General features: G+C 66.8%; 25 protein-coding genes and 1 pseudogene. 3 read left to right on the plus strand and 23 right to left on the minus strand.

The genetic code is table 11. The features are described 5' to 3' along the window. Positions 1 to 33 precede the first annotated feature (33 nt). The 10 genes and pseudogenes from Q7W51_00615 to Q7W51_00660 all read right to left on the minus strand — a co-directional run bounded on the left by Q7W51_00615 (position 34) and on the right by Q7W51_00660 (position 7,109). Positions 34 to 678, minus strand: coding sequence for a hypothetical protein (locus tag Q7W51_00615; GenBank protein MDO8846879.1), 645 nt, complete (start codon positions 676 to 678; stop codon positions 34 to 36). A gap of 71 nt (positions 679 to 749) precedes the next feature. Beyond that, a complete protein-coding gene (locus Q7W51_00620) occupies positions 750 to 2,171 on the minus strand; it encodes an ATP-binding protein (protein ID MDO8846880.1) in 1,422 nt (473 codons plus the stop codon). Continuing rightward, positions 2,168 to 2,449 carry a hypothetical protein gene (locus Q7W51_00625; protein ID MDO8846881.1) on the minus strand — a complete coding sequence of 94 codons (282 nt, stop codon included), beginning with the start codon at positions 2,447 to 2,449 and terminating at the stop codon, positions 2,168 to 2,170. The genes Q7W51_00620 and Q7W51_00625 overlap by 4 nt, the downstream gene beginning before the upstream one ends. Before the next feature lie 46 nt (positions 2,450 to 2,495). Then, on the minus strand, positions 2,496 to 2,903 hold the full coding sequence (gene msrB, locus Q7W51_00630; GenBank protein ID MDO8846882.1) for a peptide-methionine (R)-S-oxide reductase MsrB: 408 nt from the start codon (positions 2,901 to 2,903) through the stop codon (positions 2,496 to 2,498). 10 nt (positions 2,904 to 2,913) lie between these two features. Beyond that, positions 2,914 to 3,318 (minus strand): annotated as a pseudogene (locus Q7W51_00635) (peptide-methionine (S)-S-oxide reductase). 93 nt (positions 3,319 to 3,411) lie between these two features. Beyond that, entirely contained in the window at positions 3,412 to 4,632 is a 1,221-nt protein-coding gene (locus Q7W51_00640; GenBank protein MDO8846883.1) for a TIGR00300 family protein, read from the minus strand. 120 nt (positions 4,633 to 4,752) lie between these two features. Further along, positions 4,753 to 5,040: a hypothetical protein gene (locus Q7W51_00645; GenBank protein ID MDO8846884.1), complete on the minus strand. Its 288-nt coding sequence runs from the start codon at positions 5,038 to 5,040 to the stop codon at positions 4,753 to 4,755. A 46-nt stretch (positions 5,041 to 5,086) separates the two neighbouring features. Beyond that, positions 5,087 to 5,821, minus strand: coding sequence for a toast rack family protein (locus tag Q7W51_00650; GenBank protein ID MDO8846885.1), 735 nt, complete (start codon positions 5,819 to 5,821; stop codon positions 5,087 to 5,089). A gap of 22 nt (positions 5,822 to 5,843) precedes the next feature. Then, positions 5,844 to 6,740 carry a sensor domain-containing protein gene (locus tag Q7W51_00655; GenBank protein MDO8846886.1) on the minus strand — a complete coding sequence of 299 codons (897 nt, stop codon included), beginning with the start codon at positions 6,738 to 6,740 and terminating at the stop codon, positions 5,844 to 5,846. Continuing rightward, the gene (locus Q7W51_00660) at positions 6,741 to 7,109 is read right to left on the minus strand and encodes a PadR family transcriptional regulator (GenBank protein ID MDO8846887.1); all 369 of its coding nucleotides are present in this window, start codon (positions 7,107 to 7,109) and stop codon (positions 6,741 to 6,743) included. Between the two features lie 239 nt (positions 7,110 to 7,348). On the opposite strand from Q7W51_00660, the gene Q7W51_00665 reads away from it, so the two are divergent. After that, complete coding sequence (locus tag Q7W51_00665) at positions 7,349 to 7,867, plus strand: DUF427 domain-containing protein (protein MDO8846888.1); 519 nt, start codon at positions 7,349 to 7,351, stop codon at positions 7,865 to 7,867. 5 nt (positions 7,868 to 7,872) lie between these two features. Here the strand turns inward: Q7W51_00665 and Q7W51_00670 are convergent, their stop codons facing one another. The 8 genes from Q7W51_00670 to Q7W51_00705 all read right to left on the minus strand — a co-directional run bounded on the left by Q7W51_00670 (position 7,873) and on the right by Q7W51_00705 (position 15,482). Further along, complete coding sequence (locus Q7W51_00670) at positions 7,873 to 8,331, minus strand: hypothetical protein (protein ID MDO8846889.1); 459 nt, start codon at positions 8,329 to 8,331, stop codon at positions 7,873 to 7,875. Beyond that, positions 8,324 to 8,755: a 5-(carboxyamino)imidazole ribonucleotide mutase gene (gene purE / locus Q7W51_00675; GenBank protein MDO8846890.1), complete on the minus strand. Its 432-nt coding sequence runs from the start codon at positions 8,753 to 8,755 to the stop codon at positions 8,324 to 8,326. Before purE ends, Q7W51_00670 begins: the two co-directional genes overlap by 8 nt. A 44-nt stretch (positions 8,756 to 8,799) precedes the next feature. Further along, on the minus strand, positions 8,800 to 10,122 hold the full coding sequence (locus Q7W51_00680; GenBank protein MDO8846891.1) for a coproporphyrinogen III oxidase family protein: 1,323 nt from the start codon (positions 10,120 to 10,122) through the stop codon (positions 8,800 to 8,802). Then, positions 10,122 to 11,405 (minus strand): phosphoribosylamine--glycine ligase, encoded by a 1,284-nt coding sequence (purD, locus tag Q7W51_00685; GenBank protein MDO8846892.1) that lies wholly within the window; start codon positions 11,403 to 11,405, stop codon positions 10,122 to 10,124. The genes Q7W51_00680 and purD overlap by 1 nt, the downstream gene beginning before the upstream one ends. A gap of 78 nt (positions 11,406 to 11,483) precedes the next feature. After that, the gene (locus Q7W51_00690) at positions 11,484 to 12,164 is read right to left on the minus strand and encodes a hypothetical protein (GenBank protein ID MDO8846893.1); all 681 of its coding nucleotides are present in this window, start codon (positions 12,162 to 12,164) and stop codon (positions 11,484 to 11,486) included. Positions 12,165 to 12,461: 297 nt separating this feature from the next. Continuing rightward, entirely contained in the window at positions 12,462 to 13,682 is a 1,221-nt protein-coding gene (locus Q7W51_00695; protein MDO8846894.1) for a peptidoglycan DD-metalloendopeptidase family protein, read from the minus strand. Then, the gene (locus Q7W51_00700; protein ID MDO8846895.1) at positions 13,679 to 14,968 is read right to left on the minus strand and encodes an adenylosuccinate synthase; all 1,290 of its coding nucleotides are present in this window, start codon (positions 14,966 to 14,968) and stop codon (positions 13,679 to 13,681) included. The genes Q7W51_00695 and Q7W51_00700 overlap by 4 nt, the downstream gene beginning before the upstream one ends. A gap of 178 nt (positions 14,969 to 15,146) precedes the next feature. Next, positions 15,147 to 15,482, minus strand: coding sequence for a hypothetical protein (locus Q7W51_00705; protein MDO8846896.1), 336 nt, complete (start codon positions 15,480 to 15,482; stop codon positions 15,147 to 15,149). Between the two features lie 134 nt (positions 15,483 to 15,616). Between Q7W51_00705 and Q7W51_00710 the strand changes: the two genes are divergently transcribed. Both Q7W51_00710 and Q7W51_00715 read left to right on the plus strand, forming a co-directional pair. Then, positions 15,617 to 16,291 (plus strand): GerMN domain-containing protein, encoded by a 675-nt coding sequence (locus Q7W51_00710; GenBank protein ID MDO8846897.1) that lies wholly within the window; start codon positions 15,617 to 15,619, stop codon positions 16,289 to 16,291. Positions 16,292 to 16,405: 114 nt separating this feature from the next. Next, entirely contained in the window at positions 16,406 to 18,382 is a 1,977-nt protein-coding gene (locus tag Q7W51_00715; GenBank protein MDO8846898.1) for a methyl-accepting chemotaxis protein, read from the plus strand. On the opposite strand, the gene Q7W51_00720 is transcribed toward Q7W51_00715, so the two are convergent. The 5 genes from Q7W51_00720 to rpsR all read right to left on the minus strand — a co-directional run bounded on the left by Q7W51_00720 (position 18,379) and on the right by rpsR (position 23,144). Continuing rightward, positions 18,379 to 19,767, minus strand: coding sequence for an FAD-dependent oxidoreductase (locus Q7W51_00720; protein MDO8846899.1), 1,389 nt, complete (start codon positions 19,765 to 19,767; stop codon positions 18,379 to 18,381). The two genes, Q7W51_00715 and Q7W51_00720, sit on opposite strands and share 4 nt — an antisense overlap. Before the next feature lie 33 nt (positions 19,768 to 19,800). Continuing rightward, a complete protein-coding gene (dnaB, locus tag Q7W51_00725; protein MDO8846900.1) occupies positions 19,801 to 21,159 on the minus strand; it encodes a replicative DNA helicase in 1,359 nt (452 codons plus the stop codon). A gap of 63 nt (positions 21,160 to 21,222) precedes the next feature. Then, complete coding sequence (gene rplI, locus Q7W51_00730) at positions 21,223 to 21,837, minus strand: 50S ribosomal protein L9 (protein ID MDO8846901.1); 615 nt, start codon at positions 21,835 to 21,837, stop codon at positions 21,223 to 21,225. Positions 21,838 to 21,898: 61 nt separating this feature from the next. Continuing rightward, positions 21,899 to 22,900, minus strand: a complete 1,002-nt coding sequence (locus Q7W51_00735) for a DUF2232 domain-containing protein (protein ID MDO8846902.1) — start codon at positions 22,898 to 22,900, stop codon at positions 21,899 to 21,901. Continuing rightward, on the minus strand, positions 22,881 to 23,144 hold the full coding sequence (rpsR, locus tag Q7W51_00740) for a 30S ribosomal protein S18 (GenBank protein MDO8846903.1): 264 nt from the start codon (positions 23,142 to 23,144) through the stop codon (positions 22,881 to 22,883). Before rpsR ends, Q7W51_00735 begins: the two co-directional genes overlap by 20 nt. Positions 23,145 to 23,173 lie beyond the last annotated feature (29 nt).

The raw sequence follows: 23,173 nt of genomic DNA on the forward strand, positions 1-23,173 counted from the left end.
CCCATCCTACCGTTCGTAGCTGGGGCGCGCCATTCAGAAGCCTGCAGTGGGGGGCGCAGGTGCCGAGCCGTCGGCCTGTTGGCGGACCCACTCGTCGTATTCGGCGGGCGCGAAATTCGGGCGTCGCTCGAGGAACGAGTCCGCATGCTCCACGGTCTCACGCTCGAAGGTAGCCTTCACCGCACCCCAGGCCGCTACGCCCATGCCGATGAGAATGCAGACGATCGCGAACGCCTGAGCCACGAACGCGAGCTCCTCGACTGCCCCCATCTTCCCGAGCCCCTCAAGGACGATCGCCCAGTCATGCCCGGTATGGCCCAGTCCGGGAACGATCGTCTGCGCGACCGCGTCGCCGATGTAGACGCTCGTCTCGGCGGCCGAGACACCGGTCCACGCGAGCATGAGCGACACGCCGAGCAGGTCGCGATGAAACAGCAGGAAGTAGCCGGCGAGTCCGAGCGGGACCAGCACCTGGAAGGCGGATCCCATCATCGCTGCGTACGAGCCGGGCAGGAACCACGACATCAGATGCCCGAGCGCGTGGAAGCCATACGAGGCATCCGCGAGAATCGGGATGCGCGCGCCTTGCATGACGCCGAAAAGACCCAACACGAGGCATGCGGCAACGCCCATCGCGTGCCGCGCGAATTCCCACCGTTGTGGCTTGTTGCTGGCCATAGCGTCCTAATCGGCACGCTCGCACCGCAACGTGACGATGAAATGCCGAACGGCACACGAGGTGACGGCGGTTACAGGATGACCAGATGACCGGGGTACTGGCGCGGCAGAGTGACCGTGAAGACGGACCCTTTCTGCGGCGCGCTCTCAACTGTCAACACGCAGCCCAGCACCCCACACAGTTCGCGACAGATGACCAGCCCGAGACCGGTGCCCTGGGGCCGTGTCCGGTTCGGCGTTTCGACCTGTTGGAACGCTTCGAAGATCCGCTCGTGATGCTCCTCGGCGATGCCGATTCCCGTGTCGGCCACCGAGATTGCGACGTAGTCCTTGTCAGGTGCGACAGTCACCGTGACGCGCCCGCCCGGATCAGTGAACTTCACTGCGTTGGAGATGAGATTCCGCACGATCTGATCGAGCTTTTCGGCGTCGGTCGCCGCCACTTGCGCACCGGAGCAGTCGCACACGAGTGCGACCTGGTGGATCGCCGCTATCGCGCCCATCGAGGCGACGAGATCTCGCATGTGTGCGCCCACATCGACCGTCGAGACCGACACCGGGCTGTACCCTGCCTCGAGCCGCGATATGTCGAGCACGTCGTTGACCATCTCGAGCAGATGCTGGCCCGAGTTCCGCACCATCCCCAGCTGAGTCGCCTGCTCGTCGGTGAGCGGACCGGAGAGCCCTTTGAGCATGATCTCGCTGAAACCGATGATCGCGTTGAGCGGAGTGCGCAGTTCGTGGCTCATCTTCGTGAGGAACTGCTGCTTCGCGTCGCTCGCGTACTGTAGCCGGCGGTTCACCTCCAGCAGTTCACCCGTTCGGAGATCGATCGCCCGCTCGAGGCCCTGGCGGTACTCCTCGGCCTGCACGTCGTTGCGCACGCGATCGGTCACGTCCTCGAGCACCACCACTGCGCGCTCCGGTCCGGCCGCCCCCGCGGAGAGCAGGGTACAGCGTACCGCCACGTAGACGATGTCCTCGCCACTCCCAACCGGCTCCCGGTGGCGCGGAAGCCCGCCCGAACGGACGATGGCACCCAGGTCCAGCTGCCCCGGAACCACACGTTCGAGCATGCGCTCCGCGAGTTCGTTGGCGAAGTACACGACGCCGTCTGCATCGACGACCAGGATGCCCGTGGGGGTGGTCTCAACGATGCTCGTCAGCAGCTCGTGCTCGCTCCGGATCGCCTCTTCGGCACGCCGCGCGGCCACCAGCCGTTCGGCGCCGAGCCGACTGTAGATTGCTGACGCCACCAATGGCACGTAGAGCACCTCGGCGAAGTCCTCGTAGACATCGAAGAATGCGGTGACTCCCGCGTGCTCGAGAAGGTTGGAGACGCTCACGAGGGCGTACATCGCGGCCACGGCGAGCGTGGAGTACTTGACGAGACGCCCGACCGCCGGGGCCTGAATGGGCACACGTAACGCGAAGTACGTCGCCACGGCGAACGCGAGCAGTGCCACCAGGTCGGCGATCGCGTCGGGCTTCACAGCGGTTCCACCCGGCGTCGCAGATCTCGCGAGAAGCGGTACATGGCAAGAGCCAGGAAGACTCCTCCCACCGCGTAGGAGACGTGCTCCAGGATGTTCATCAGGTCGGCAGCGACGTAGCCCTCCGCGACCGTGAGGATGTAGCCGCATACCATCGCCAGGTACGAGGCAGCGAACCATCGCTTGCCGGGGACTGTGATCGAGTGGATCCCGTACGCGATCATGGGCGTCAGAAGGACGACCAACATCAGCTGTACGATCTCACTCGCCTGGTACACCGGATGCACCTCCTGCAGCAGCTGCCCCTTGATTGTAGCCGTGTGGCTACCGCTGCGCAGCAGGATCGAAGTCGAGTGCGATCGAGTTCATGCAGTAGCGGAGACCCGTCGGCTGCGGGCCGTCCGTGAAGACGTGGCCGAGATGTGATCCGCAGGCACGGCACCGGATCTCGGTGCGCGTCATGCCGTGGCTGGAGTCGACACGCTCCTCCACCGCATCGGGCGACACGGGCTCGAAGAAGCTCGGCCAACCACACCCGGAATGGAACTTGGTCTCGGAGCGGAAGAGGGGGTTTCCGCAGGCCCGGCAGCGATAGGCGCCCGGGTCCTCGGCATCGACATATGCGCCCGTGAACGGCGCTTCGGTGCCCGCCTCTCTGAGCACCCGGTACTCCTCGGGACTGAGAAGCGACCGCCAGCCATCCTCATCGCGTTCGATCGCATACTGCTTCATCTCGATGCTCCTACTGTGCTATTGCGCACGCCCGCCCGAGCATGCCGTTCTTCTCATAGTAGTGCTGGTGGTACTCCTCGGCGAGGTAGAAGCGCTCGAGCGGCACGATGTCGGTGTACACGCGGCCTACCGACTGTTCGACCGCGCGCTTGGATGCCTCGGCGGCTTCGCGCTCGCCCTCATCTGTGTAGAAGATGACCGACGCGTACTGGCGTGACCCCGCCGGTCGCGTGGGCCGATGGCTCGCCCAGAACTCGGCGAGAAGCCCGTCGTAGGTGATGACCTCCGGGTCGTAGTCGACCTGCACCGTCTCCGAATGGTCGCCCATCGAACGGTACGTGGGGTCGGGCGTGCTGCCGCCCGCGTAGCCGACTCGCGTGGCGGTCACCCCGGGAAGCTGCCCGAACCGGGCATCCGGATCCCAGAATCAACCGAGTGCCAACGTGATGGTGGCCATTATGGCTCCTTCCCTTGCACCCAGGCCAAGCAAGCAACGCGCCGACTCTCGTCAGGTGCGCTCGAGCTCGTCGGCGAGCATCTCCAGGAACAGGCCGACGTCGGTCACGATACCGATCGTCTGGAAGCTGCCCCGGTCGGCGAGCTTCGTAACCACCGCGGGGTTGATGTCCACGCAGACGGTGGTCACCTCGGCGGGCAGCAGGTTCCCTGTCGCGATAGAGTGCAGCATCGTCGAAAGCATGATGCACGCGCCTGCCTGCTGACAGTACGTGCGCATCGTACGCTGTGACTCAAGTACGTCCGTGATCACGTCGGGTAGCGGACCGTCGTCACGGATCGAGCCGGCGAGGACGTACGGCGTGCCGGTCGTCACCAGCATGTGCATCAGGCCTTCGGTCAGCACGCCCTGCTCAACCGCCTGGCGGATGCCGCCACAGGCGCGGATCCGGTTGATCGCCCGCAGGTGGTGCTCATGGCCGCCCACGGTGGGCACGCCGGCTTCCATGGAGACGCCGAGCGAGGTGCCGTAGAGCGCGCTTTCGATGTCGTGTACGGCAACGGCGTTGCCGCCGAAGAGCACCGAGACGTACCCCATGCGCACGAGGCGCGCAAGGTGCTCGGCCGCCCCCGTGTGAACGACTGCCGGCCCCACCACCAGGATGATGCTCTGACCGCGTCCTTTGACCCGGCGAAGCATGTGGGCGACATCGCGAATGACGAGTGCCTTGGGCTTCTCGGCTGAGACCTCCGAGTTCATGAACTCGAACTCCTGCTTGTCGCGCGGCCGCTCGATCGGTCGCACGCGGACACCGGCGTAGCCGACCACGATCGCCTCGTCGGCACGCACGTCGGCCATCGCTACGGTGTGCGCCGTCTCGCCTTCGATGACGATGCCGAGGTCCATCTCCGGACCGGCTACGGGCACCCACCGTCCGCCCATCCGCACCGCGGTCTCGAGATTGGTGGTCGCGTAGAACCCCTCGGGGAAGACGCCGTTGGCTGGTGCGGGCGTCGTGCGAACGTCGGCGACGTCGAGCGGCTCAGCGCCGAGCTGCCCGATCACGCCGAGGATCTTGTCGGTGTGCGCTTCGTCGCGTCCGCGGATGCGGAGCACCGCCACGGAGGCGTCCTGGTTGGTGCGGCCCACCTCGAAGGTAAGCGTCTCGAACTCACCGTCGAGCGCGACGATGTCGTCCATGATCTGGGACATGATCCCCGAGTCGATGAGGTGACCGGTGATGCGTACGTCCTCGTACGGGCGGTGGGGCATGGTACTTCCTCCGGCGTCGGTATGCGGCCACGACCGATTATCATGCATGCGCGCCCGCCGCGCACGCACAACGGGGCGCCCTTAGTCGGGCACCCCGTTCAGGTGGGTCCTGCGGTGTGGTCAGGCGGCCTGAGGCACCGCATCGGTACGAGCGACCGAACCCCGGCGGACTTTGCCGTACACCACGAAGAAGTAGGGAAGGGCCGCAAGCTGCACGAACGCGATCAGAAGCACCCAGAGCACACGGTTGTTGCTCGTGGGAGTGGCGCCCGGGTACTCGTGCTCCTCCCGGAGCAACGCGTCGATGAGCATCCACAGCCACAGCACCGGGGCGGCCACCGAGAGCAGCGCCCATGTGAGTGTCATCGACACGGCGCTTACCGCCGTCAGTAGTCCGAAGATCTCCATTGAAGTCGTGTCCTTTCGTTGTCTGAGCGACCGGCGTCGGTCGCGTCTACTCGATGGTCTCGATCGTCACATCGCCGAGCCCGCGCCTCAGCACCAGGTCGAAACGCACCTCGGCAGTCTCATACGCGTCGTTCACGAGCGCGTCGCCGTCTTGCTCGAAGCCATCCGCACGGTAGGAACCAAGCCCGTCGCGGTAGCCGACGATCCGTACGCCCACGTCGGCGGGCACCTTGAGCGTCAGCGAACCCGCGCCGGCATTGATCTCACCGGTGATGTCGTCGTCCCATGCGCCCGACAGGTCGATCGTCGAGTCACCCGCGCCGAGATTCACACGGATCTCCCGGAGCTGCGTGCCGCGCAGGTCGAGATCGGCCTCACCCGCGCCCATGTCCACCGCAAGCTCGAGCGGCAGATCGCTTGGCAACGCCACGTCCCAGTCGTAGCGCAGCCCGCCCTGCATGGTGAAGTTCGGCACCCGCGGGGTCCGCACCGAGAGTCGGCCGGTGCCGTCCGTGACTTCGTACGACACGTCGGGACGCCATGTTTCCCGGCTGAAGTCGAAGGCGGCGTCGAGCGCCCCTTCGGCCCCGCCGGTCACTGCGAGCTTGCCGGCCGCTATCTCCATCGACACGGCGAGCTCCGTCGCATCGCCCGACTCGATCACCTCGGAGGCGGACTCGTACTCGCCTTCCGGCAGTTCGACACGGACGCACCCCGCAGTAGCGACGAGTGCGAGACTGGCGAGTACCGCAGCCGCGCGATGGATCGTGTTGCTGGTCATTGCATTCCCTCCTTCTTCATTCCTACTGATCGCCCGAGGGCGCATCGGTGTACCTGCCAACGAGCAGCGCCTTCGCATAGGCCGCGTGAAGCCACCCGATCCCCTTGCACAGGTGCAGGGTGAGCACGAAGCCGAGCAGACCTGCGGCGATCACGAGCGGCGTGGCCCACGGCGCGAGCATGTAGCCGTAGCCGCCCCACTGGAAGAGCGGGTAGTCGGTGAACAACTGCACGATCGGGTATGCCACGCCGGACGCGGAGAGCGAGAGTGCGGTCACCACGAGCGTGAAGTAGATCACCCCGAGCGGGAGCTGCAGCACCATGTACAGGATGCTCGTCCACGTGCGTCCGTCCGTGAGCCAGTACTTGATGCGTTCGCCGAGGTCGCCGCTGCGTATCACGCCGCGCGGGCGTCGGGGCATCCGCACGCCGAGCAGCGCCTCTACGACACGGCCTTCGGCGAGCGAGATGGCGCGAACCATCGCGAAGAAGAGAAGCAGCAAGAGCAGCCCAACGCCGATCGGGAGCAGCGCGAGACTCGTCGGCAGCAGCGCTGCGACGAGCGTGAAGTACACGGCGCCGGTCACGAGCGACAGCAGAAGGTAGACGAGCGCGGCGTAGCTGCGCGGATCGGTCACCGCGCCGAAGAACCGGCCGAGCGGACTGCCCGGAGCGCTCACTGCAGGCGGCCTGAGGGCCCGGGCGACCGTTACCTCGGTCTCGAGGTACGCCGCAGCGACCTCCTCGGGCGTTCCGTACCGCTCGACGATCGCGGCGAAGCAGGTCTCCTCGTCGCCTTCGCAGTCGGCCATCTCGCTTCGGAGATACTCCTCGGCATCGTAGACCGCGTCCTGCACGAGCGCAGGGTCGGCGCCGGCGAGCGCTGTCCTGAGTCCATCGAGATACTGTTCGGTGTTCATCTAGCTCCGACCCCCTTCCAATGTCCCATCCACGAAGTCCCTCGTGCGGATCCATGCGTCCTGCCAGGCCGCGAGGACCTCTGTCCCTGCTGCGGTGATTGCGTAGTACTTGCGCGGCGGCCCTGCGACCGACGGCTCAACGCGGCTCGACAGAAGACCTTGCGCCTCGAGCGAACGGAGCACCGGGTAGAGCGTACCCTGCTTGGCGGGCACTCCCGCCGAAGTCGCCCGCTCGAGCTGTTTGGCTATCTGATAGCCGTACAGGGGCTCGCCGGAACGCTCGAGGATCGCGAGCAACACGAGCGCTGCGGTCCCTGCGTTCAGCTCCTTCTGGAACTTGCGGACCGCGCTGTCCACTACATCAGCCACTGGCTCACCTCCCCGCCTCCCATGTCGTTACTGTGAACTTCACACTAGTGCACGACCACAATACTACTAAGTTCACACTAGTCAACCCGCATTCTGAGAATTTCTGGACCGAGAGTGCATGCGTCACGGCGGAGTTCGGGTCGTGGTCGCATATCGCGCCCACCTCCGGCCCAGTCGGGACTCTCGACGTCCGCCGCGAATGACCGCCTCGGTCGCCCGATAACGGGTAGGAACCCCGTATGTCTAACCCAAGCGAAACCCTGCGCGGAGTCAAGCGCGTACGGCCCGGCCCAGGACAGGAATCGGTTTGGGACTACCCACGTCCCCCGGTGGTCGAGCCCACGCCCCGGCGCATCGAGGTCGTGTTCGCGGGCGCGGTGATCGCCGACACGACGAAGGCACTGCGCGCGCTCGAGACGAGCCATCCGCCCGTCTACTACATCCCGCTTGAGGACGTCAGGCCTGGCGTGCTCGCCACGAGCGGACACGCTACGTACTGCGAGTTCAAGGGCGAGGCCCGCTACCACGACGTGCGCATCGACGGGCGCAGCGCTTCGGACGCCGCCTGGGTCTACGAGACTCCTTCGGCTGGCTACGAGGTGCTCACCGGCCATGTCGCCTTCTACCCGCAGGCAATGGACGAGTGCCGCGTTGACGGCGAGGTCGTCAGGGCTCAGCCGGGCGCCTACTACGGCGGATGGATCACGGCCGACGTCGTGGGCCCCTTCAAGGGCGGCCCGGGTACGAACGGCTGGTAGCGCGCCTACACCTCGGTGGCGAGCGCGTCCTCTCTGGCTTCAAGACGCCAGCGCGACAGGTGCACGCCCAGCTGCGCCGCAACGATCGAGAGCAGGAACGTCGCAATGAAGTTGGCCGCGCCGAATCGCCCGGCAAGCCCGTTCACGCCACCTGCGAGTTCGAAGAACTGCTGCTGCATGGCGCCGAGGGTAAACGGGACGAAGAGCGCGAAGAAGACGTGCGGCAGACCCGACGGCAGACGAACGCCACCCGCGAACGAGATCGCCAACACGCCGAGAACGAGCACCGCATCGGCCCCAAGCAGCGGCACGAGCGCCGCGGTCGTGTCAGCGCTGCCGCCGGCGGTCATCGACCCGTAGATGTCGTACGCCACCTCGGCAAGCGCCCGCCCGAAGGGGCCGAAGCCCAGAAGCGCGACGGCGGTCGCCACCGCGAAGGCAAGGACAGTGCCGAGCTTACCCATCGGCGAGCGCCCGCTTGTAACCGGCGATGCGCTCGCGGTACTCCGGCATGCCGGCGCCGAGGATCTGAGTGGCAAGGATCGCCGCGTTCCTGGCACCGTTGATGGCCACACACGCCACCGGCACGCCGGTGGGCATCTGCACCATCGAGAGCAGCGAGTCGAGCCCGCCGAGATCGCTCGTCTTCATCGGCACCGTGATGACAGGCAGCGGCGTGTAGGCGGCCACGACCCCGCCGAGATGCGCGGCCTTGCCCGCCGCAGCGACGATCACGCGAATCCCCCGACCTGCTGCATTCGTCGCCCAGTCGTGCACCTTCGTCGGCTGGCGGTGTGCCGAGGCGATGATGACTTCGTACGGAACGCCAAGCTCTTCGAGCTGGGCGGCGCACTCGTCCATCACGGCCAGATCGCTCTTGGAGCCCATGATGATTCCCACGAGCGGCGTCTCTTCGGTCACAAGCTGCCTCCCTACGCGTCGTCCGCGCACCCGGTCGCGCATGCCGTAGCCCCGTCGCCGAAGAGCAGCTGGCGCTCGTCGGAGGCGAGCGCATTGCGCGCCGTGTCTCGCAGGTTGTTCAGGTGCGCGAACATCGTACGCTGCATCACGACCGCGAGATAGCGGCCCTTTGGCGTGAGCGTGAGCTCCTCGTCGTTGTCGGTGGCGAAGCCGCCGAAGGTGCGGAAGAAGAGCATCTCTTTCCAGAGGCCACGCTCCACACCCACGCCGAAGTCCCGCTTGAAGGCCTTCTTGTCGAGCCGAAGCCCGAACAGCCGCATCAGGAACCGGTAGCGCATCTGGTTCGCGAGGCTGTTGTTGGCGCTTCCCACCGCCACCGGCATGCGACCCTCGGCTATGGCGGCGCTGTAGTCGCGCAGCGAGAACGTGGTGAGGTAGATGTCACCGCGCAGGTAGCTGAACGCGCCGCTGCCGATGCCCACATACTCCTCGTAGTCCACGATGTACTCGTCGATCATGCCACCGCCGATGCGCGAGAAGGTCCAGGCGGTCGACAGCTCGAACGTGTCGGCGAGCTCGCGCGAGAGGATCTCGTAGTAGCGGGCCTCCCGGTCGTAGTCCACCATGCCGACCGTGCGCTTGAGCTGGGTGGCCACCGAGCGAGAGGCCATCAGCGGGTAGAACGTCGTCTGGTTGCAGCGGCTCGCCTTCACCATCTCGATGTCCCGACGCAGGACCTCCTCGGTCTGCGAGGGGAAGTTGAAGATCATGTCCACGTTGAGCGAGTGGAAGAAGCCCTCAAGCGACTGCAGGCGCTCGTGGATCTCGGCGCCCGAACCATACTTGTCGTAGCGGTCCATCTGCTTCAGCAGGCCGTCATCGAAGCTCTGCACGCCCACGCTCATGCGCTGCACCCGATCCTTGAGCGGCTCGAGGATCTCGGGGATCAGATGGTTCGGGTTCGTCTCGGTGGACACCTCAAGCGCTCCGAACAGCTCGCGCGCGAGATCGATGGTCTCGCAGAGCTCGTCCACGAGGATCGTAGGCGTGCCTCCGCCGATGTACAGCGAGTCGAACGCATAGCCGAGGTCGGCGACCATCCGCATCTGTGCGCGCAGGCTCTTGAAGTAGGCGCGCGCAGGATCCTCGGAAAACGGGAAGCGATTGAAGCTGCAGTACGGGCAGAGCCGCTCGCAGAAGGGCACATGCGCGTAGAGCAGGTACTGCTTCCCGGATTCAGGCCCCTGCAACGATGGCACCTGGCGAGGGGCCTTGGCGAAATAGCCGCCCTGCGTCGTAGCGACCGCTGCCGACAGGAGCCGCTCGGCAAGCATCAGGCGCCGTCCGCCTGCTGCAGCGCGCGCAGTCCGATGTCGGTGCGGTAGTGCATGCCGTCGAAGTAGATGCACTCGACGGCGCGGTACGCGCGGTCGCGCGCCTCGGCGAACGTCGGTGCTACGGCGGTCACGTTCAACACGCGACCCCCCGAGGTCACGAACGAGCCGTCATCGCGACGTTCGGTGCCCGCGTGGTACACCGTCACGCCTTCGATCGCGGCCGCCTCGTCGAGGCCGCTGATGACCTTGCCGACCGAGTAGCTGTCCGGATAGCCGCCCGAGGCGAGCACCACGGAGATGGCAAACCCATCACGCCACGTGAGGTCGATCTCGGAGAGGCGGCCTTCGGCGGTGGCCAGGAGCACGTCCACCAGATCGGTCTCCAGTAACGGCAACAGCACCTGCGTTTCGGGGTCGCCGAACCGGGCGTTGTACTCGAGCACCTTCGGCCCATCGGCGGTGATGATGAATCCTCCGTAGAGCACGCCGCGGTAGACGATGCCGTCGGCCCGCATGCCCGCAACGGTGCGCTCGAGGATTGAGACCATCTCGTCGAGGGTCGCCTGGTCGATCGTAGGCACCGGCGCGTAGACGCCCATCCCGCCGGTGTTCGGCCCCTCGTCGTTGTCGAGCGCGCGCTTGTGGTCCTGCGCGGTGAGCATCGGAAGCACGGTCTCACCGTCGGTGAAGGCGAGCAACGAGCACTCGGGACCCTCGAGGTACTCCTCGATCAGCACGAGGTAGCCCGCCGCACCGAACTTCTCGTCGACGATCGACTCACGCACCGCCGAGATCGCCTCCTCGACGGTCTTGGCGACTGTGACGCCCTTCCCTGCCGCGAGTCCGTCGGCCTTCACGACCACGGGCGCACCCACCTCGTGCAGGTATGCGCGCGCTTCGACCTCGCTCTCGATCACTCGGTACGCTCCGGTCGGGATGCCATGCGAGTCCATCAGCTCCTTGGCAAACGCCTTCGAGCCTTCGATCTCCGCACCGGCGGCCTTCGGGCCGAAGACCGGAACCCCGAACGCACCGAGCAGGTCGGCCGCACCCATCACGAGCGGCGCCTCCGGCCCGATGACTACGAGGTCGACCTCGTTGTGCTCGACCCACCCGACGACGTACGACGGATCCTCCAGGTCGATGGCCACGTTGGTCGCGATCTCGGCGGTACCGCCGTTGCCGGGTGCACAGAAGACCTCCGGCCGATGTTTCGAGGCGAGAAGCGAGGTGACGATAGCGTGCTCGCGGCCACCGCCGCCGAGGACAAGAATGCGCATGAGACAACCCCTCGGGTCCAGGACCTGCAGTGGGACGATTGTAGCCGATTGTCGGCCGTCAGCGGCGGCGGTGGGCCGCTACTGGCCAAGCCAGAAGGCGACGCCCTCGAGCTGGTAGATGTCCGGCCAGTTCGCGATCACGTGGTCGGCCTCCTCGGCAGAGGCCGTATAGAAGTGGCTGCCGTTCTTCAGGTTGAAGAACCGCCACACCGGCGCCTTGCCTGCTTCGGCATAGGGCGTCACCGGATACGACGCGCCATCGTACTGGAAGACGTTCATCCAGCGGCCCAGGACCATGTCGCGTTCGGTCGGCGATGACGTGTAGAAGTGACTGCCGTTCGCGCGGTTGTAGAAGCGGTGAAGCGGCTGCGTGTTGCGGGCCGGGTTGACGGTATACGCGATGCCCTCGTACTGCCAGACGTCGGGCCACCGTGCGATCACGATGTCGCGCTCCTCGGCCGATGGCGTGTAGAAGTGCGTGCCCGACTTCCGGCTGAAGAAGCGGTAGATCGGGACGATCGTCGGCACCGGGACGAACGGGTCGCGCACCGTGACGGTGACGGTCACCGCACCTGAAAGAGCCGAGGGGCTGACCGGGGCGCTCGACGCGCCCACTGCCGGCTCCACGTAGCCGGCCGCTACCGCTCCGACCGCGCTGGCTGCGCCAGATCGCGCGCCAACCGAGTCGTTCGCGTGCAGCGCGCTCATCGCCCCGTCCGGGGCGAGCACGGTCAGCACTCCGACGAGCAGGGCCGCCACGATATGTGTGCCTCTCGTTCGCATGCGCGCTCGTCCACACCTTCCGTGCACGACCAGCCTGCCTGAGGACGGCTCGAACGGCCGGGTTGCGCCTCATCGCCCCCGAGCCGTGGTCGTCGTCTTCGTTCCGTGCTGCACCTTACGTATCGGCTGAACGCAGTTCGTGCATGAAGGGATGCGAGCATCCCTCCGTTCAGCGGTGACCAGGGCCGGACGGACGGCACGCTTCGGCAGACGAACGACAGGCCCGCCAGCCGAAGCTGACGGACCCGTCGGTCGATCGAACGTGGTGTTCGGCTACTGCGCCAGCCAGTACGCGGGACCTTCGAAGCGGTAGACGTTCGGCCAGTTGGCGATCACGAGGTCCGCCTCCTCGGCTGACGCGGTGAAGAAATGGCTGCCATTCTTGAGGTTGTAGAAGCGGTAGACGGGGGCGGATCCCCCGGCGGCGACGGGCGTGACCCTGTAGGTCTCCCCCTCGTAGCTGTACACGTTGGACCACTGCGCGACCACGGTATCCCGCTCCTGCGCGGAAGCGGTGTAGAAGTGGCTCTGGTTGCTGCGGTTGTAGAAGCGGTAGAGCGGCTGGATGTTCTTCGCTGGGTTCACCCAGTACGCCACGCCCTCGTACCGGTACACGCCGGACCAACGGGTGATGACGCCATCCCGCTCGTCATGCGACGGCGTGAAGAAGTGCGTAGCGCCGGCCGGCTTGTAGAACCGGAACACCGGCTCCAGCCCCGGCGCGGGAGGCGCCGCCACGGTGAAAGCGACCCGGCGGGTGTAGGGCACTCCGCCGAGCGAAGCCGTCAGGGTGAGTTCGTGTGCTCCTGCCGACGAGACCGTGCTGCCCGAAGCGACGGGCGCACCGTCGAGGGTCGCCGTTAAGGTGCCCGCGTCGGCGCCCGTGCACGAGAAGCAGAGCGTCACGGGACAGTAGTAGGGCGGCATTCCCTCGGAGACGCCGGTCACGGCGAACGCGACCGGTAGGGGGCCCGCCGACGTGTACTGCGTGCCGAGACCGCTCGTTGCGGGCACGATCTCGTGTCCCGAGAGGATCAGCGGCGCCGGCTGGCCGTCGACTGCACGTGAGACGTGCATGTGGTCGCCTGTGGAGTTGCCCGTGCTGCCGGCATACCCGATGAGCGTCCCGCCGGCCACGGCGCCGGTAGCGCCGAAAGCGCTCAGGTGCGCCACGTGGATCTGCTCGCGCCCGTCGGCGGACATCCAGATGATCGAGTTCCCGTAGCCGTCGCCCCATCCGGTCGAAAAGATGGTCACGCTGCCCGCTTCGGGGGCGAACACCGGCCGCCCGGCATCGCCTTCGTTCGCGTTGATGTCCACGACCCACGCGTCCGGGCATGTGCCGAAGACGCTCCGGTGGTTGGAGTAGGTGGTCGCCCGATACGGGGTGCCTGCCGCGTAAAGGTCCCCCTGAGCGGCATGCGCGGCCACGGGCAGCACAAGCGCGGACAGAAGCGCGAGAGCGAGTGCGATGGCGAAGCGCCGAACCCTCACAGGCGCCCCTCCCACCGCCGCATGATCGTCTGTTCGCGGCTCGGTCCGACCGCGATCATCGCGACCGGCACCTCGGCGAGGTCCTCGAGGAAAGCGATGTAGTCCTGCGCCGCCTTCGGCAGTGCCTCGAACGTGCGGCAGCCGGTGATGTCGGTCTTCCAGCCGGGAAGCTCCTCGTAGATCGGCTTCGCGTGATGGAATGCCGTCTGGTGCGCGGGAAGGTCATTGTAGCGTTTGCCCTCGTACTCGTACGCCACGCACACCTTGATGCGGTCGAGGTCCGAGAGGACGTCGAGTTTGGTGATGACGAGATCCGTGAGACCGTTGACCTGCACCGCAAAGCGGGCGATGAGCCCGTCGAACCACCCGGCGCGCCGCTCGCGGCCGGTCGTGGTGCCGTACTCGTGGCCCACCTCGATGAGGTGCCGCCCGGTCTCGTCGAAGAGCTCGGTGGGAAACGGGCCGCTCCCCACGCGCGTGATGTACGCCTTGGCGATGCCGAGGACGCGGTCGATGCGCCGGGGGCCCACGCCCACGCCCGTGCAGGCGCCGCCCGCGGTGGGCGAGCTCGACGTCACGAACGGGTAGGTGCCGTGATCGAGATCGAGCAGGGCGCCCTGCGCGCCTTCGAAGAGCACCCACTGATCGGCGTCGAGCGCTTTGTTGATGAGCGCGCTCGTCTCGGCGATGTGCGGCTTGATGCGCTCCGCGTAGGGCAGGTACTCCTCGGCGATCTGGTCCACCGTGTAGGTAGGCAGGTCGTACACCTTGGAGAGGATGTCGTTCTTCTCGTGCAGCGCCGCCTCGATCTTCTTGCGGAAGATGTGCTCGTCGATGAGGTCCTGGACGCGGAGGCCCATGCGCGAGGCCTTGTCCATGTACGCCGGACCGATGCCGCGGCGCGTGGTGCCGATCTCCTGGCTTCCGAGCCGGCGCTCGCTCGCGCCGTCCAGGTCGCGATGGTACGGCATGATGAGGTGCGCGTTGCAGCTGATAAGCAGCCGCCGGGTCGAAAGACCGTCTGCCTCAAGGCGGTCCATCTCCTCGAGCAGCACCTTCGGGTCGATGACGCACCCGTTGCCGATGACCGGCGTGATGTGCGGATACATGATGCCGCTCGGGATGAGATGAAGCTTGAGCGTGCGGCCACCGTGAATGACGGTGTGCCCCGCGTTGTTCCCGCCCTGAAAGCGCACGACGTAATCAAAGTCGTCCGCGATGAGGTCGGTGATCTTGCCCTTGCCTTCGTCGCCCCACTGGGCGCCGACCAGGACGATGCCGGCCATCTGGTGAGCTCCTCGAAGTGTTCGGCCCCGCGGACTCTCGCCGCCGCTCCCGGGCCGGGCACGCCGCCGAGCCAGGCGGCATGCTCTGCGTCCCCCTCAGCCAAGGACGCCCGGGCTAGTATGCCCGAGGAGCGCGCGAAGCGCTAGTGCAGGTGTGCTCGGCGGCGGCGCACGCTGATCACTCGAATGCGCGACGGAGCAGATCGTTCGCCTCGCTGTTGCACTCGGGACATCCGACGCGCGGGTCACCGGCGATCGGCCCGTGAAGGCTGCACCACGCTTCGGCGGTCACGCGGCGACCGCTCCGGAGCTTCCGGCCGCCGATGCCGATACGGATCTCCAGGTAGGGACTGCCGTTGGCCGCGAGGATCGCCGGCACCGGGCAGCCTTTGCAGTCGCCAGGCTGCCACTCGGCCGAGCGCGGTGCCTTCGCGACCCGGCACTTCTGCCGGCTCGCGCCACGCGCGAAGTCCTCGTAGTAGTGGACGCACTCGTCGCCTGTGGGTGTGATCATCGGGCCGCTCCTCGGCACGCACGCGTGTACTCGCCGACACCAGTCTACCCGAGCCGGAACGCTCATCGGGACTTGGCAGGCGTGCGGAGCCGGGTGGATACTCGCTCAGGAGCATTCGACCGGGAGGGACGCCGATGAAGCGCATGCCGATGACCCGCATACTCACGATCCTGCTCGTGCTCGCCCTGTTCGCCGCGCTGCCGATTGCAGGCGGATGCGACAAGGACGAGGAGACGCCCGACGTCCCGGTGGCCGAGGAGGCAGACTCCGGGTCCGAGAGCGCCGATGGCGAAGCCGTGACCGACGCAGATGACGCTGTCGAGACGCCTGCCGAGGACGGCAGCGGCGCCGGCGAGGCCACAAACGCCCCGGCGACGATCACCGTGCGTCTGTACTGGGTCGAGGCCGGCGAGAATGCGATCGGCATCGAGCGCACGCTCCCCTACACGCAGGCGGTCGCCACCGCCGCGATGAATGCGCTGCTTGCCGGACCCACGGCCCAGGAGCAGGCCACCTGGCCTGCCATCAGCAGCGCGATCCCGGCCGGCACGACGCTCAACGGCGTCACGGTCGCCGGTGGTGTGGCGAAAGTCGACCTCTCCTCGGAGTTCGAGTCGGGCGGCGGCACGTTCTCGGTCACCGCGCGCCTCGCACAGGTGGTCTACACGCTCGAGCAGTTCCCCACGGTGGATGCCGTGGAGTTCTACCTCGATGGCGTGAAAGTCGAGATGTTCTCGGGCGAGGGACTCATCCTCGACGGCCCGCAGACACTCGACGACTACGACGGCTACCTGCCGATCGACGCGTAGGAACGCACCCGTCCCGGTGCATCGGCACGGAATCGCACGCACGCAGCCGCAATCACATCCTGCTGACAGTCGGACGGTTATGCTCTGCCAATACCGCATGACGAAGGGAACCTCGTGGCCGCCGGCACCACGCTGAGAGCTCGTCTCATGATCGGATTCACGGCAATCATCGCCGGTGCGCTTCTGCTCGCCGCGGCCTTTGGCATCTGGCGTTTCGATGCCACGATCACCCAGCAGGCGCAAGCCTCCGTGTCGTCCAACATGACCGTCGCCTCCAGCCTGCTCGCCGATGAGATCGCCGCGGTGACGGCTGCAACCGCCGAGACCGCCGTCGACGGCACGCTACCCTTTGCCGACGATGAGCAGCGTCTCGCGCTCACCAACGGCCTCGCGCGCAGGGCCGAGCTGACGGGGATCACCTACTTCGCGTTTGTCTCGCCGTCCGGCGAGGTGGGGGCAACGAGCATGGGCACGGCGGGCTACCCGTCGCAGTGGCCCCTGCTGCTCGAGTGGGCGGCTGCGGGCAGTACCGACGGCGGGCTCGCGATCGTCCCGGCCGAGGACCTCGACGCGATCGGCGTTGGGAGCCACCTCCGGTTGACGGCGAAAGCGACCGACAAGGGCACGGTCGTGGAGGGTGAGGGAGACGGAGCCCTTGCCGTGGTGTCGGTGGCACCCACGAACGGCGGCGTCCTCGTGGGCGTGCGCATCCTCAAGCTCGACAACGAGTTCGTGGACTCAGTGGTCGCGAAGGTCGGCGGAACGTCAACGCTCTTCCAGGGCGGCGTTCGCGTAGCGACGACCCTCACCGACGAGGACGGCTATCGGGCGCTCGGCACCGTGGTCTCCGACACCGTGCGCAGGGCCGTTCTCGAGAACGGCGAGTCGTATCTGGGTGACGCGTTCGTCTTCGATCGCACATACCTTGCCGCGTACGAGCCCCTCCGCGATCCGACCGACACGGTCGTCGGCATGCTGTACGTGGGTGTGGACGAGACCCCCTACTCGGACGCCACTCGAGGCTTCGCGCTCGCCTTCTCGGCCGTGATCCTGTTCGCGCTCGTGGCCGCGCTCATCGGAGCACTGAACGTGAGCAAGTCCCTCGCCACGCCGCTCATGCAGATGAGCGACGCCGCCGGGCAGGTGGCAAACGGCGACCTGACGGCTCAGGTGCCCACTGCGGGTTATCGCGAACTCCGGCAGCTCGGCGAATCGTTCAATACGATGACCGGCGGCCTGAAGACGATGATCTGGCACGTTGACCAGTCGGTGAGCCAACTCCGGACGGTCGCCTCACAGATAACGGCTGCCTCGCGGTCGTCCGCCGAGCAGGCCACGGCGCAGGCCTCATCGGTCGCACAGACCACGGCGACCCTGGAGGAACTCTCGCGGAGCTTCCAGTCCGTTGCCGACGGCGCGCGCAAGGTGCTCCACGTGGCCGAAGACGCGCTCGAATCCGCGCAGACCGGCGCCGCGACCATCGACCGCGCCCACGACGCTATGGACGAACTCGCGACGGGCGCGCGGGACATCGCCGGAGCCGCGTCCGCGATGAACGAGGTCGCCGACGGCATCACGGACATGACGTCGATCATCGGCGGGATCGCCGAGCAGACCAAGATCCTCGCGCTCAACGCCGCCATCGAAGCCGCGCGCGCCGGCGAGGCCGGCAAGGGCTTTGCGGTCGTCTCCTCGGAAATCCGCACACTCGCCAACAGCGTCTCGGTGTCCGCAGCGCGGATAGCCGAGATGGTCACCGGGATACAGGACGCCACCGCGCGACTCCAGGCCGCGGCCTCCCGCCAGACGGCGCTGTCCGACGGCACCGTGCGGTCGAGCGACGAGTCGCGCGCGACCTTCGATGCGATCGTGCAGCAGATGGCCGACACGGCCTCGGCCGCGCGTGAGATCGCCGAGGCCACCGTGCAGCAGACGCGAGCGTCCGATCAGCTCGTCGAGGCGATGCACCAGGTGAGCGTCAGCACGCGTGAGACGGCGTCGGCAGCGAAGCAACTGGCGAGTTCGGCCGAGTCGGTCGAGGCCGAGGCTGGGACGCTCACTGCCGGATTCACCCGCTTCAAGACCCGCTAGCGGGCAAGCGACTCCAGCGCTGCGCGCGCGGCCACCATGCCGCTCGAGCCTGACTGCACGAGGCCGCGGGTGACACCCGCGCCGTCTCCGACGGCGTAGAGTCCGGCGATCTTCGTCTGCAGCTGCGGGCTGAGCTCGAGTCGCGAGGAGTAGAACTTCACCTCGATGCCGTACAGCAGCGTTCCGTCGGCTGCCACGCCCGGCGCCAGCGTGTCCATCGAATCGAGGAAGTCGAGAATGTCCACGAGGTGGCGGTACGGCAGCACGAACGACAGGTCGCCGGGGGTGGCCGACGGCATCGTGGGTGTGACGACCGACTCGGCGATGCGCTTTGCGGTAGAACGCCGTCCCGCACGCAGGTCGCCGAGGCGCTGCACCAAGATGCCCTCGCCGAGCAGGTTCGCGAGCCGAGCGATCGACGTGCCGTAGGTGATCGGCTCGTGGAACGGATGGGTGAACTGCTGGCTCACGAGCACTGCGAAGTTGGTGTTCGCGGTGCGCTTCTCGGCATACGAGTGGCCGTTGACGGTGACGATGTCGCCGTAGCTCTCGGCCGTGACCGCACCGTACGGGTTCATGCAGAACGTGCGCACCTGGTCGCCGAAACGGTGCGACATCTGGATGAGCTTGGCCTCGTAGAGATGGTCGGTAAGCGGCTCCATCACGGGTGCGGGGACTTCGACGCGAACGCCGATGTCCACGGCGTTGTTCACGAGGCCGATGCCGAGCTCCCGCGCCTGGGCCGCGAGCCAGTCCGCGCCTTCGCGGCCCGGGGCGGCGATCACGACCTCCGTGCTCACGGTCGTGCCGTCGGCCAGTTCCACGCCACGCACGCGGCCTTCCTCGGCAAGGATCCGTGTGACTGCCGTGCTCGTGCGCACCTCGACGCCCGCCGACGTGAGGTACCCGTGCATCGCCTCAAGGACCGCTGGCGAGCGGTCACTGCCGATGTGGCGGATGCGCATCGGGACGAGGCGCATCTCGGCGAGCGTCGCCTGGCGCATCAGCCTGTCGGTCGCCTCGGGATCCGGGGTGTGCACCACGGTGGTCGCGCCGAACTCGAGCCAGATGCGGTCGCTGTCCTCGATGAGCTGCTCGAGGGCCGCGGTGCCGGTGTACTCGCCGAGCCACCCGCCCACCTCGGTCGAGAGCGTGAGCTTGCCGTCCGAGAACGCGCCCGCGCCTCCCCAGCCGGTCGTTATGGCGCAAGTCGCGCAGCCGATGCAGCTCGCCTGGCGTGCCGGGCACGAGCGCTTGTCGATCGGCTTGCCGCGCTCCAGAAGCAAGATGCGGAGGTCCGGACGTGCCCGTACGAGCTCGATGGCCGCGAAGATGCCCGCGGGACCCGCACCGATGATGACGACGTCGTAGCGCTGCTCGCTCATGCAAGGCCCTCCGTGGGTGGCGGGACGCGCTCGCTACGGATTCCTGGCGAGCGACACGAACCGCGTGAACCGCTCGAGATACGAGAGGCGGCAGCTATCGGTCGGGCCGTTGCGGTGCTTGGCCACGATGATCTCGGCCTCGCCCTTCTGCGGGCGGCCCGGTTCGTCCTGCGCACCGGGGTCCGTGTTGCGGTCGATGAAGATGACCACGTCGGCGTCCTGCTCGATGGCGCCGGACTCGCGCAGGTCGGAGAGCATCGGTCGCTTGGAGGTGCGCTGCTCGACGGCACGCGAGAGCTGCGAAAGCGCGACCACGGGGCAACCGAGCTCCTTGGCGAGGATCTTGAGCCCTCGGGAGATCTCGGCGATCTCAACCTGCCGGTTCTCTGAGCGCCGTCCATGCGGCTGCATCAGCTGCAGATAGTCGACGATGATGAGTCCGTTCTCCACGCCGCGGAACAATCGCCGCGCCTTCGCCCGAACCTCAAGGATGGAGATCGAGGGCGTGTCATCCACATGGAGCCGGTCGAGGGGCAGTCGGCCCATCGCCTGCATCAGAAGCGGCCAGTCCTCGTCGGCCAGATACCCCGTGCGCAGTTTCTGTGAGTCCACGCGAGCCTCCGCGCACATGATGCGCTGCACGAGCTGGGCCGAGGACATCTCGAGGCTGAACACGGCGGTTGTCGCACCCGCCTTGGCCGCGTTCACCGCGATGTTGAGCGCGAGTGCGGTCTTCCCCACCGATGGACGGGCCGCGAGGATGATCAGGTCGCCCTTGTGCATGCCGGCGAGGATCTTATCCAGATCCGGGAAGCCGGTGGGCACGCCGGTGACGTGGCTCTTGTGGTCGTAGAGCTTCTCGAGTTCAGCGAAGCTCTCCTTGACGAGATCGTCGAGCACCCGGAAGTTCGACGACACGCGCTTGTTCGTGACCGCGAAGATGGTCTTCTCGGCGCGCTCGACAACTTCATCGATGTCGTCGGGGTTCTCGTAACTGTACGCCTGGATGGTCGTCGCCGCGTCGATGAGCTGTCGCAGCATCGACGTGCGCTTCACGATCTGCGCGTAGTACTCGGCGTTCGCGGCGGTCGGCACGGCGCCGGTGATGTCCAGCAGGTACGGCTTGCCTCCGGCCGCGTCCAACTCTCCCGACGACTCGAGCCGCGCGGCCACGGTGATCTGATCCACGGCGTCGCCGCGCAGGTGCAGGTACTTGATGGCCGAGAAGATCTTGCGGTGCGGCGGGCGATAGAAGTCGTCCACGTCCACGATCGTGATGCAGTTCTCGACCGCATCCGCCGACAGGAACATCGAGCCGAGCAGCGACTGCTCGGCCTCTATGTTGTGCGGCGGTACACGCTCGCGGAGGGCCTGGACTCCATCGTCAGCCATCGTCGGACTCCAATCGGGCAGACGAGGCGCCGCACTCGCGGCGCCCCACCGGTTCCCGGCGCCTTAGACCTCGTCTTCGGCCTCGGTTGCCTCATCGGCGACCTCGGCTGCTTCATCATCCTCGTCAGCGGTGACATCGTCGTCCGCCTCGGCGGGCTCGGCGTCGTCGGCCACAGCCTCTACTACCGGCTTGGCCTCGACGGGAGCCGCCTCGAACGGCAGAAGCACGCCGCCCAGCGGAACCACGTTGAGCACGAGATGCGCCGTGACGTCCTGGTAGATCCGGACATCGATCGTGTGCTCGCCAACGGTCTTGATGTGACCGTGCAGGTCGAGCTTCTTGCGGTCGACATCCACGCCGAGCTGCGCGCTGAGTGCGTCGGCGACCATGCCCGAGGTGACCGAGCCGAACAGCTTGCCGCCGTCGCCCGCCTTAGCCTCGATCACGAGGGCCTTGCCCGCGATCAGTGCGGCCTGGCCTTCGGCCTCGACACGCTTGGTCTCCTCGCGCTTGCGGATGTTGTGCATCCGGGCCTCGAGCTGCTTGAGGTTCCCGGACGAGGCCAGTATGGCCATGTTGCGGGGCAGGAGGTAGTTCGTGGCGAAGCCACGCGCGACATCGATGACGTCGCCTTCCTTTCCTCTGCCCTTCACGTCAGTCAACAGAATGACCTTCATCGTTTCTCCTACTCGTTCTTTGAGCCGCTCCGCGGACGCGCGGCGCGGTCGTGCACTGTCTCTAGTCCTTCTCGGGCGTGGTGCCGGACTGTGCCGACGAAGACGCCTCGCGCGGCAGCCGCCGCAGGTTCAGCCACATATCCGCCAGCCCCGTGAGACTGACCGCCGGAGCGAACGCCTCGGTCACGCCCAGGAGGACGAAACCTGCGATCCTAACCGGCCGGGAGAACTTGGCTCGTTCGTACAGACCTGCGAAGACGGCCACACCCTGCAGGAAGAAGACCAGCCGAGCGACCATCAACAGGTTACTGCCCACGATCTCGAGCGACGGTGCAAGGTCCACCGGCAACCGTCCTGCTGCAAGCAGGGCGATCGCGACGATCGGCAGTACGACCATCCGCACGTCGAGATCGAATGCCGCCAGCGGCGGCATGCGCTTGAGCGCCACGCCGAGGCGGGCTCCCATCGCACCAACCGCGACCACGACCAGAACGGCGGTCAGCCCGTTCACTGTCACGAGCGCACCCGGCCACAGGGCCACCAGCGGCTGCATGACCTCGTCGCCCAGCTCCGCCTGCGCGAAGAGGGCCCGAACGGCAGCTTCGACGTAGGCGTTCACACTCTGGCCAGCTTCGGCGGCGTACACCGAGAGCTCGACCACGCTGAGCGCGGTCAACAACGCAGTCACGACGGTCATCGTCTCGAGCGCGGACCTGTACCGCATCAGGACCGCGGTCAGCGGTCCCACGATGAGCAACGAGATCACCAGCAGTGCGGTGTAGACGTACGGCTCGCTCGCTCCGACCGCCGAACCCAGCAGCGGCACGATGATGCCGTACAGAAGACCGCCTGCTGCAAGACCTCCCAGGATGACTGCGACGATCGAGACCGCCACCTGACGGCCGTAGACCAGCCCGGCCAGACCAGCTGCCGCGATCGGCAGCCCGATGACAGGATCGATCAGCACCGCCGTTAGGGCGCCCATGATCGCGACGAGTGCCAGAGACACCGCCCGCCGACCGTTGAGCGCTCCAGGCGCCGTGTTACCTGCGACCCTTGCCATCGACCTTGCCACTCACAACCGGAACGGCGTAGGGGATGAGCGCCATCTCGCGCGCGCGCTTCACGGCCGTGGCCAGCGAATGCTGATGCTGTGCGCAGTTGCCCGAGACCCGGCGCGGCTTGATCTTGCCACGGTCGGTCGTGTACTTGCGTAGCATGTTCACGTCTTTGAAGTCGATGTACTCGACCTTGTCCTTGCAGAAGGCGCAGTAGCGGCGCTTCGGCTTCCTCGAGTAATCACTCATGCACGTACCTCCTTCCAGCCCCCTGCGGG

The sequence above is a fragment of the Coriobacteriia bacterium genome, from assembly GCA_030652115.1.
Lineage (GTDB): Bacteria > Actinomycetota > Coriobacteriia > Anaerosomatales > Anaerosomataceae > UBA6100.